The 10,577-nt window shown below is 67.8% G+C and carries 6 protein-coding genes; 3 read left to right on the top strand and 3 right to left on the bottom strand.

The window, feature by feature from the left end; genetic code table 11:
• Window positions 1-177 precede the first annotated feature (177 nt).
• Entirely contained in the window at window positions 178-2,004 is a 1,827-nt protein-coding gene (locus OWM54_RS18315; RefSeq protein ID WP_267698338.1) for an Ig-like domain-containing protein, read from the top strand.
• 39 nt (window positions 2,005-2,043) lie between these two features.
• Here OWM54_RS18315 and OWM54_RS18320 read toward each other — a convergent pair whose 3' ends face one another.
• Together OWM54_RS18320 and OWM54_RS18325 are read right to left on the bottom strand one after the other, a co-directional pair.
• Window positions 2,044-2,508 carry a response regulator gene (locus tag OWM54_RS18320; protein WP_267698339.1) on the bottom strand — a complete coding sequence of 155 codons (465 nt, stop codon included), beginning with the start codon at window positions 2,506-2,508 and terminating at the stop codon, window positions 2,044-2,046.
• Between the two features lie 208 nt (window positions 2,509-2,716).
• On the bottom strand, window positions 2,717-4,372 hold the full coding sequence (locus OWM54_RS18325; protein ID WP_267698340.1) for a carboxypeptidase-like regulatory domain-containing protein: 1,656 nt from the start codon (window positions 4,370-4,372) through the stop codon (window positions 2,717-2,719).
• A 245-nt stretch (window positions 4,373-4,617) separates the two neighbouring features.
• Here OWM54_RS18325 and OWM54_RS18330 point away from each other — a divergent pair, with 245 nt between their 5' ends.
• Both OWM54_RS18330 and OWM54_RS18335 read left to right on the top strand, forming a co-directional pair.
• A complete protein-coding gene (locus tag OWM54_RS18330; RefSeq protein WP_267698341.1) occupies window positions 4,618-5,061 on the top strand; it encodes an HIT family protein in 444 nt (147 codons plus the stop codon).
• A gap of 61 nt (window positions 5,062-5,122) precedes the next feature.
• Window positions 5,123-9,841 (top strand): AAA domain-containing protein, encoded by a 4,719-nt coding sequence (locus tag OWM54_RS18335; protein ID WP_267698342.1) that lies wholly within the window; start codon window positions 5,123-5,125, stop codon window positions 9,839-9,841.
• Between the two features lie 9 nt (window positions 9,842-9,850).
• Here OWM54_RS18335 and OWM54_RS18340 read toward each other — a convergent pair whose 3' ends face one another.
• Complete coding sequence (locus OWM54_RS18340) at window positions 9,851-10,435, bottom strand: Uma2 family endonuclease (protein ID WP_141333526.1); 585 nt, start codon at window positions 10,433-10,435, stop codon at window positions 9,851-9,853.
• Window positions 10,436-10,577: the final 142 nt, after the last annotated feature.

The raw sequence follows: 10,577 nt of genomic DNA on the forward strand, positions 1-10,577 counted from the left end.
CCAGCTGGGGGCGCCCGTTCCTGGATGGTGGATCTCACGGGCCAGACCGGGTGTTCGAGGAACCCCTCAAGCCCGTGGACACAGGTCTGAGCCAACGCTCCAGACATGCATCACAGCACGGCGGGAATACCGACATGTTCGTGCGAGGATGGAACACGTTCTGCAACTCAAGGCACCATGAGACTCTCTCTCACCCTCGCCCTGTTTCTTGCCCTCGCGTCAGCCTGCATCTCCATCCCGGACATCGAGCTCGTCGAGCCAGACCCAGCGTCTCCTGACTCGGGTACGCCGGACTCAGGGCAGACTCAGGGGGCCGACGCAGGCACGGATGGGGGCGCACCGACGTCGTTGGGTGTACGTGTCCTCTCGCCCGAGCGGCTCTCGTACACGCGTGGAGTGGTCCAGGTCGCTCTTGAAGTTCAGGGAGAGCCGAACAGCGTCGAGTTGCTGGTAGATCAGGCGACCTACGCAACCCTGCAGGCTCCCTACCTGCTGGACTGGGACACGACTCTGAGTCCCGAAGGGCCTCATACACTCCAGGTTCGCGTGACTCGTGGCACGGAGGTCATGGAGTCGGAGGTTCATACTGTCGTCGTCGACAGGACCCCACCCACCGTCGTCGCACGCACGCCATCGCCGGGAGCCGAAAACGTCGCGGTCGCTCAAGCCATCTCCGTCACATTCTCTGAGCCCATCCTGGAAGCGACACTCCTGGCGGAGCACGTGCGATTCCTCGTGAACGAGCAGCCACACGAAGCGTCCAGGCAGCTCTCCGTCGATGGTTTGACGCTGACTCTCACTCCGGTTGAACGCGTACCGGTGCCCAGTACGGTGACCACGGAACTGACAGAAGGCATCACGGATTACGCGGGGAACGCTCTCGTCGTTCCTTCCGAGGCGTGGTCCTGGACCGCACCGGCGCTGCTGCTGGAATCCACCTTCACCTTGTCGACAGGCAACCCCACGCCCCTCGTCAACATGACTCTGGACGCATCAGGGCACCCTATCCTCAGTCATACAAGCAATTTCCAGCTGTTTGTACACCAGTGGACCGGGGCGGATTGGGTTCCTCTCTCAAAGGCCCCCGTCATCACGGGTAATTTCGGTTTCGGCCATCCGCTGATTCAGCACCGCGATGGAACTACTTTCATGGGAGTCAGCACCCCCAACAACCAACGGTTCGACATTTATCGCAAAGTCGAAGATCAGTGGGTGGGACTCGGAGCCCCTCTCTCCGTCAATCAATCACCCGCACCGGCCTCACTTCATCTCGGCCCGGCCATGCAACTCGGAGTTGCCGTCTCCACGTTCGATCCCACCCGCCTTGAGGTTCATCTCCAGAACAACACCGAATGGGAGCTTGTCGGCGCCCCGATCCAGCCAAGTAGTGGGTCGTTCACTCCAGTAGGGCCATCCCTTCAACTGGAAATCAATGGACGGCATGTTGTCGCATGGGTCGAAGCAGGGAACGGGGACTTTGGCGACGTCTATGTCAATCGTTGGAATGGCACTACCTGGGCTGTGCTGGGAGGAAAACTTAATGTCCTCTCCCACCCCACCAACCAAGGAAGGAATCCTTCCCTCCAGCTTGGAGCGGAAGGGCTGCCCTGGGTGGCTTGGTCTGGAGCGGGACCTCAGAATACGCAGCACATCTACGTTCATCGATGGAACGGATTTACGTGGACCCAACTGGGAATCCCCTTCCGGTTCAAGATCCCAACGAACTCCGCCGGTGACACCCTGAGGCCCATTCTTCGTCTCGACCCAAGCGGGAACGCCTTCATTGCATGGGCTGAGGAGCACAACGGTAGAACATCGGTCCATCTAACCCGCTGGAACGGGCAGAGTTGGGAGCTCATCGGGAGCCGCATGGAGGCCTCTCAAGCCCGATGGACAAACTCCAGCATGGAGCTAGACCCGGCCGGAAGACCGGTCATCACGAGCTTCAGCGTGGATGTTGCAAGTCAGGCAAACCGAATCTCGCTGCTGCGCTTCAACCAATAGTCATCGAGAGCCAACCAGGAATCGTCCACAGCATCCTCGTTACTTCTTGAGCGGATTCTTGCTCGGCTTGAGCATGTTGCGGATCTTGTTCTCGAGGTCTTGGGGAAGACACGGCTTCGCGACGAACTCGTCAGCACCCGCGTCTCGCGCGTTCTCCGCATTGCCTGCCAGGACATGGCCCGTCAGTGCCATGACTGGAATATCGCGCGTTCGAGAATCCTGCTTGATACGACGCGTCGCCTCCCAGCCATCCATCACTGGAAGTGACAGGTCCATCAGGATGATGTCGGGCTCGCTCTCCTGAGCCTTGGCGACGGCTTCGAGACCATCCCGGGCGGTCTCCACCTCGAACCCCACGTACTCCAGATACTCCGCGTACATCTCCCGGGCGTCGTCGAAATCATCCACGACCAGGACCCGCTTCCGCTCCCCATGGGACCTGGCACCCGGGGAGCCCTCTTCCACTGGGTGACCCTCCAGACCTGGGATGGATGCTGGCTTCATGGACTGGACGCCTCACGTGTAGGGAAACGAAGGCGCCCAATCTATGCACGCCCTGTCGGTCACGACCACCCGGGCCGCCCCACGTCCAGATGTGTGCTCAACGTCCTTCGTCGGCTAGCGAACGGTCACCTATCAACAACAATGCCCCCGCCCAGACTCGGACGGAGGCATTGTTCGATACATCACGATGCGTGCGCTGGGTGCGACATCACGGAGGAGGAGGAACCGGGGCGGACTGGATCGCGATCCCGTTGACCGTAAGGTCGTTCACCACCGGCTGCCCCCAGATGCTCTGGTAGCTGTCAACGCTCGCGTTGCGCGAAAGCTGCGAGAACTCGACCACCATCGTTACCGCACTGGGCGACAACCCATCCACGATGCTCGTTGAGAAGACGAACGAGTAACGCGTGCTGTATCCCGAGTAGATGGTGGGGAAGACAGGCACAGGAGGCTTGTTCGTCTGCGTTTGATACGGAGCGAACGGCTCGGCACGCTGCAGCAGGAAGCCCTGGGCGTTGCCCTTCTCGCCCACGGAGTTGCCTTGAATGGTGTCACCATCGAGGCTGTTCTCGAAGAACACCTCAACAACACCATCGTCCGAGGGGTAAACAGGCGAGCTAAAGTTGATGTACACCGTCTCGCCGCTGTTCAGGCGCTGGGCCGAAGTGGGCTGGAGGGTCTCCTGATAGCGCGCCTCGGCGATGGTTACAGCCGCCGGAGAACCCGGCTCGCCGCCAAAGAAAGAGGCCTGATTCTGATAGACCTCGCCCGTCTCGACGGAAGCGGCGCGCACGTCGATATTGTACTCCTTGCCCGCCTGAATCGCGTTGCCAGCCGGAGTGATGGTCGCGCTGTAACCACCGTTGCCCACGGCCACCGTGACGGGCAGCGACTCCTTGAAGTACTCGTCCGTCAGGCGCGCCAGCACCGAGCCCTGCTGCACGGGCTGGTTGAAGTACAGGTAGATGGGCTCGCCCGGGCGCACCATGTTGTTCAGCGGGTGAATCGTCGCGGCAGCGCGCAGGGCCGCCACGTTGCTGCCCTCGACGGACAGCGGATTCCCTGTGGGACGCGACGCCGGCAGGTTCAGGATGCGCGTGGTGCCGACCTGCACCACGGACGCGGCCGTGTACGTCTCCACGTAGCCGTTGATCTCCGGGACGCCATCGCCATTCGAGTCCGTCGGCGCCACCCACAGACGGTACTGCCCCGTCTGGTTCGTGAAGCGCGCCAGCTCCTGCGCGGTCGGGATGTTCTGGAACAGCAGCACGCCCTGCTCGTCGGACGTCGCCTCCACCACCACCGTGCTCAGCACGCCCGTCGTGTTGTCACCGTTCGACAGGACCACCGTGCCCGCGGGAGACGCCTCGAGCGTCGCGCGCACGTTCGCCGCGGGGCGCCCCTGCGGGGTCACCAGCAGGAAGCGAAGCGAGCCATCCAGCCGCGTCAGCGTCACCGGACCGAAGCTCACGTTCGCGTTGTTGAGGGGCACGTTGCCCGCGGACGACGGAATCTCAGAGGTGGCGCGCAGCGTCGCGTAGCCCGTCTTCGTGAACGTCAGCAGCACGTGCGAGCCCGCCGGGACACCCTTGAACTCGAAGTTGCCCTTCGCGTCCGTCGTCCCCGCCAGCGGCTCATCCGAGCTGCCAATCGTGATCTCCACCGACGCATCCGCCAGCGGCTTGAGGTCCGTCCCCAACACCTGGCCCGACACCGTCCCCTTCGGCGTCGCCGGCGTCACCACCGTGACGTTGTCCGGCTCACGCACGCCGTCCGCGATTCCGTCCCCGTTCTCGTCCTTGAAATCGTCTCCACACCCGAGCGCCAGGAACGGCACCACGGCCATGACCAGATGCTTCTTCATCTTCCCCACCTTGTATTGGATTGGCTCTGACGCCCCAAAACCCCGAAAGAGCGCGCATCGGACACTCTCCGACCCGGGCCCTCCCCGTCAAGAAGGCGACAGTCGCGGGTGCATCACCACTCGGCGGCATGCCCCGGCGATCACATACCTCCTGGGTCCGACACCGGGGTCCATCCAGACCCTGATGGGTTGAATCTCATCCATTGAGACGCGTTACCTGAGCGGATGACTGATACCTTGCCCGCATGGTGGATGTGAATGAACCGTGTCTCGGCTGCGCCATCACTCGCGGTGAGCACCGCCCCGTCGGAGGCATCCTGGCTCGCGCTCCCGGGCTCGTGCTGCATGGCGTCGCCGGTCCCAGCCCCGTGCCGGGATGGGTGGTCATCTCCAGCGAGCAGCACGCCCGCGCCTGGTACGAGCTGGATGATGCGACCTCCCGAGAACTGGGTGCCTTCGCCGCCCGCGTCATGAGGGCCCAACGGGAGGTCCTCGGCGCCGAGCACGCCTACGCCTTCGCCATCGGCGATGTGCTCCGGCACTGCCACCTCCACCTGGTGCCGCGCTTCGCCGGCACACCCCAGCGCCTGTGGGGCCGCGCCGTGTTCGACGCTCCTGCCGCCGACCACCTGCCCGCCGAGGCGCTGGAGGCCGCCGCTCGCACCCTGGCCGCCGCACTGTCCGGCTGAGGTCCCCACTCGGGGGGACGTGGTAGACCCACCCTCTCCCTCCTCCCGAGAGGTACCGCCCGTGTCGTCCGAGCCCCGCAACCGCGTCCTCGAGAAGATGCTCGAGCGCCTCTACGCCGCGCTCGCCTCCGGCCCCAGCCTCAACTGCCGCCCCCACCACAGCCGCCAGCGCCTGGACCTGGCCACGCTGACCCGACTCGACGGCACCTCACCTCACGCCGTGCTGGCCGCGCTCCTCGGCGACAAGGCCACCGTCCGGCTCGCCGTGAAGCCTCCCCTGGCCAAGGGGCGTCTGACCGCACCCGGCGGCGCCAGAACCAGCTCCGCTCGCCTGGCCGCCGACGCCCGCGACGAGAACTCCGCCCCGCCTCGTGCGGCGAGCATCTCGACACGCCACGAGGACAAGACCCGCGACGAGAACTCCGCCCCGCCTCGTGCGGCGAGCATCTCGACGCGCCACGAGGACAACACCCGCGACGAGAACCCCGCCGCTCCTCGTGCGGCGAGCACCTCGACGCGCCACGAGGACAACACCCGCGACGAGCCCACCACCCCCGTGGCGGATGATGCGATTGCGCTCGCCGCATCCTCCCGGCCCGAAGGCGAGGTGAGCATCGAGCGCGACGCCCCAGCGCTCATCCGCGACGAGCGTGCCTTCGAGGACGAAGCCAGCGACGACCGCCCGTCCCCCACCCGCGCCGAGGAGGAGCAACAGGCCCTCCTTCGCAAGCTCGCCGCCATCGTCGAGGACGCGCGCATCTTCGAGCAGGACACCGGCGCGCACGTCCTCCACGTCGGCTTCCCGCTGCTGCAGCTCCCCCCGGGTCCCAAGGACAAGCGCGGCTTCGGCACCCGGCGCATCCTCGCCCCCATCGCCTTCGTCCCCGTGCGCATCACCCTCAAGAAGGGGCGCACCCCGTCCGTGGAGCTCGAGGGCGCCGAGGAAGGGGTCGACCGCGTCGCCCCCAACACCGCCCTGCTCGCCTGGCTGGAACAGCAGACCGGCCAGCGCTTCGGCGAGCTCTTCGCCGACGAGACCGGCGAGGACCCGTGGCGCGAGGTCAACGAGCTGGTCGCCCTCGTCTCCAAGTCGCTGGAGCTGCCCGCCCCCGAGCCCTTCACGGCCCAGACGGCCCTGTCCGCCGTGCCCCGTCCGGACGAGGACGCCGCCACGCAGGCCGCCATCCTCCCCAGCGCCGTGCTCGGCCTGTACCCGCTGTCCAACCAGAGCCTCGTGGACGACATGCGCGCCCTCGTGGACGGCGAGCCCTTCTCCGGCCCCATCGAGAGCTTCCTGCGCGTGGACGTGTCACTCGACCAGCCCGCCCACCCAGGCGGCGGAGAGCGCAACCTGGAGGGACTCAAGCGCGCCGAGGACGAGCGGCTCGTCACCATCGCGGACCCCTGCCAGGCCCGCGCCGTGCGCCTGGCGCGCAGTCGCCGAGGGCTCGTCATCCACGGCCCTCCGGGCACCGGAAAATCCCAGACCATCGCCAACGCCATCGGAGACCATCTCGCCCGGGGTGAGCGGGTGCTGTTCGTCTGCGACAAGCGCACCGCGCTCGACGTGGTGAAGCACCGCCTGGACCACCTGGGCCTCGGCAGCCTGTGCGCCGTCGTGCACGACGCCCAGCGAGACCAGCGCGACCTCTACATGGGCATCCGCGAGCAGCTCGACACGCTGGCGGAGACCCGCACCGACGCCGCTGTTCCTCGCGAGCTGTCCCGCGTGGACACGGAACTCCAGACGCTCCACGACGAGCTCACCACCGCCGAGCACGCCCTCTCAGCGCGCCCCGAAGATGGCTCCGCCCCGTCCTTCCACGAGCTGGTGGGCCAGTGGCTCGCCCTCGAGTCCCCCGAGGCGCTCACGCCCGCCACCGCGTCACTCACCTCCGCGCGCCTCGCCGACGTCACCGCTCGCGAGCGCGAGGCACGCGAGGTGTTCGAGCGCGCCCTCAAGGAGGGCTACCCGGACAACCCCTGGCGCGAAGCCCTGGGCGTCGACCTGGCCACCTACCTCGCCACGACCCTCACCACCTGGCGCGAGCGACTCGGCGCCACCGTCGAGGCGGCCCGTGACGCGGACGCGCTCACCTCGCCGGACATCCCAGCCTTCGGCGCGGAGCCGGAAGCCGAGGGGCTCGCGCGCGCCCACTTCGCCGAACAGCTCGCCCTCGTGTTGGAGACCACGAACCCGGAGTCCCTCGCCCGCTGGGCCGCGGCCTCACCGGACACGGTGCGGACCGCGAAGGCCCAGCTCGAAAGCCTCTCCCCTCAAGTCCAGGTGCTCTCCGAGGGCCCGCTCGACACCGAGCTCGCGCTGATTCACCGCGAGCAGCCCCAGGCCCTGGGGGCGCTGTCCACCGCGCTCGCCACGCTGGGCGCGTACCTGGGCATCGCCCGCAAGTGGTACGCGTTCTTCTGCTTCGCCCGGAAGGCCGGCGCGCGAAAGGTGCTCCAGCAGTTCGGCCTCACCCTGGGCGCGACCACCGCCGAGCGCGTCCGTCACTTCCTCACTGGCGCCCGCGCTCGCGCGCTCCTGGGCGAGTTCCACCGCGCCACCCTCGTCCCCACCTCCGCGAGCCTGCCCGATGAGACGCTCGCCCGGGACTTGCGCGCCCACGCCGCACTCTTCGAGGTCCTCGGTGCGCTGGACTCGACGCCACGACTCGCCTCGTGCCGCGACGCCGTGCGACGGGCCCTGACGACGGACGCCGCGACACGCGCCGCGCTGCTGACGGGACTGCGACGCTCCGCCGCCCGGGGCGCGGCCGTGTCGAAGCTGGAGAAGCGGCTCGCCGAGACAGGGCTGTGCTCCTCCGAGTGGCTCACCCTCCGCGTGCACGAACTGCGCGCCGGCGCCCTGCTCACTCCCGTCGCCACCGCGCTCCAGTCACGTCTGTCCACGGTGGAGGGGATGCTGCGCCTGCGCTCGCTCCTGTCGGGCATGCCCCCGGCGTTGGCGGCCTCGGTCGAGTCGCTCGCCCGCCTGGGCACGGACGCGCGGACGGGCTGGACGGCCGTGCTCAAGGCCACGCTCGCCGCCGAGGCGACCTCGCGCCTTCGCGAGGACTCCACCCTCCAGCACGTCGACGCCGAGCGCACCCATGCCACCCAGGCGCGCTACCGCGTGCTCGAGGAGAAGAAGCGCGGCCTCGTGCGCGACGCCATCCTCCACCGGTGGACGCAGCGCCAGCGTGAGCGGCTGCTCGCGGCCAACGGCGGTCGACTCAACAGCCAGGGCGCGGAGCTGCGCCGACGCCTCATGTTGCGCGGAGAGCGCGCCATGCGCGTGCGACAGGTCATCGCCACCGGCCTGGACATCGACGGCGGAGACCCGCTCTTCGACGCCCGACCCGTGTGGATGGCCAGTCCCCAGACGGTGGCGCAAATCTTCCCGCGCCGCCCCATCTTCGACGTCGTCATCTTCGACGAGTCCTCGCAGTGCCGACTGGAGGAGGCCCTGCCCGTGCTCACGCGCGCCAGGCGCGTCGTCATCGCCGGAGACCCGAAGCAGCTCCCTCCCACGCGCTTCTTCGAGTCCGCCGTGGTCCAGAGCCAGCAGGACGCCGAGGCCGAGACCGAACAGGGCCTCTTCGAGGAGCAGCAGTCCGAGGTGGAGGACCTGCTCTCCGCCGCCCTCAACCTGGACATCGACCAGTGCTACCTCGACGTGCACTACCGCTCGCGCGACGCGGACCTCATCGCCTTCAGCAACGAGCACTTCTACGACAAGCGCCTCCAGGCCATCCCCGCCCACCCCTCGCACCGCGCGCCGCACGCGGCCCTGCGCCTGCTCCCCGTGGGCGGCACCTATGAGAAGCGCGTCAACCAGGTCGAGGCCCGTGCCGTGGGCCAGCTCGTGAAGGAGCTGCTCGCCCGGCCCGAGCCCCCATCCATCGGCATCGCCTGCTTCAACCTCTCCCAGCGCGACGCCATCACCGATGTGCTCGACGAACTCGCCGCGGAGGACGCCACCTTCTCCGCACGACTCGCCACCGCGCGCACCCGCCGGGGTGCCGGCTCCTTCGAGGGCCTCTTCGTGAAGAACCTGGAGAACGTCCAGGGCGACGAGCGCGACCACCTCATCATCAGCACCACCTACGGCCCGGACCGACAGGGCCGCTTCTACCGCCGCTTCGGACCGCTCGGCAGCGCGGGCGGTGGCCGGCGCCTCAACGTGCTCGTCACCCGCGCACGCCAGCAGGTGCACCTGGTCACCTCCATCCCTCGCGACGCGTACACCGCCCTGCCCCCCGTGGAGCCCGGCCGGCAGCCCAACGGCGGCTGGCTGCTCTTCGCCTACCTCCAGTTCGCCGAGTCCCTCTCCCAGCCACAGCGTCCCACCACGCCCGAGGCCGCCCCCCGGGAGCTCGTCGTCCACGAGCGCGAGACCGACGCGGGCTCCACCTTCGCCCGCGCGCTGGCCCACCACCTGGCCCGCCGCCACCAGGTCTCCTCCGACGTGCACTGGGGCAACGACGGCTTCTGTGTGGACGTGGCCCTGCACCACCCCACCTCGCCCGGCGACGTCACCGTGGGCCTCTTGTGCGACGGCACCCGCTACCCCAAGGCCGCGGACCGCGTAGAGTGGGACCTGTTCCGCACCGGCGTGCTCGAGGGCCAGGGCTGGAAGCTCGTGCGGCTCTGGACGCCCCACTTCTTCCGTGACCCGGAGGGCGCCACCACCCAGGTGCTCCAGCGCGTGGGCGAGGTGCTCATGCGCCAGCCCGCCCCGCTCACCGTGGACACACCCGACAAGCGCGCCCTGCACTGAGCACCCGGCTCAGGGCGACCCGGGCTTCACCTCCGCAGTCAGCCACAGGTCGCCCAGCGCCAGCTCCAGCGCCTCGAAGGGCTCGGCCCGCACCCGCTCGTCTCCCGAGTAGGTGCCGAGCTCGACCCACCGCGCCCCGTCCCGTCGGAACACCTCCAGCGTGCGTGCCTTCGGGTCCACCAGCCACACGTGGCCCACACCCTCGCGCGCGTAGATGCGCTTCTTCTTCACCCGGTCCAACGGCGCCGTGGAGGGAGAGAGCACCTCACAGACCCAGTCCGGCGCGAGCGTGAAATACGGCACGTCCGGGATTTCCGGCATCCGCTCCCTTCGCCAGGCCGCCAGGTCGGGCACCAGCACGTCCTTGCGGAAGTGCAGCTCCGGCTCCACGAGGAACCACCACCCACCGGGCCCGCCTCGTCCCCGCTCGAAGGGACCATAGAGCTCGCCATACAAACCCGAGTTGGCCTTCGCATGCGGACTCGCCGGCCGGGGCATCACGATGAGCTCCCCGTCGACTATCTGCCCGACCACATGCTCCGGCAGTGCGAGCAGGTCCTCGTACGTCGCCGGTCGCTTCGGTCCTTCTCCCATCGCCTTGCTCCTCTCACCGCCCGCACCCCACCCCTCCAACATCCGCGCCGCCTCCCCGAAGTGGAACCCCACCCCATACCGCGTGTCCACTCATTCCTACTTCATGGGTCTGACATCTGAACCCCCACCCAAAAGCCCCCAT

It is taken from the genome of Myxococcus sp. MISCRS1, assembly GCF_026626605.1.
Taxonomy (GTDB): domain Bacteria; phylum Myxococcota; class Myxococcia; order Myxococcales; family Myxococcaceae; genus Myxococcus; species Myxococcus fulvus.

Excerpts from the sequence above, each read along its gene's own strand:
- OWM54_RS18330 (WP_267698341.1), top strand. The coding sequence starts at position 4,618 with ATGGTGGATGTGAATGAACCGTGTCTCGGCTGCGCCATCACTCGCGGT.
- OWM54_RS18320 (WP_267698339.1), bottom strand. The coding sequence starts at position 2,508 with ATGAAGCCAGCATCCATCCCAGGTCTGGAGGGTCACCCAGTGGAAGAG.
- OWM54_RS18325 (WP_267698340.1), bottom strand. The coding sequence starts at position 4,372 with ATGAAGAAGCATCTGGTCATGGCCGTGGTGCCGTTCCTGGCGCTCGGG.
- OWM54_RS18315 (WP_267698338.1), top strand. The coding sequence starts at position 178 with ATGAGACTCTCTCTCACCCTCGCCCTGTTTCTTGCCCTCGCGTCAGCC.
- OWM54_RS18340 (WP_141333526.1), bottom strand. The coding sequence starts at position 10,435 with ATGGGAGAAGGACCGAAGCGACCGGCGACGTACGAGGACCTGCTCGCA.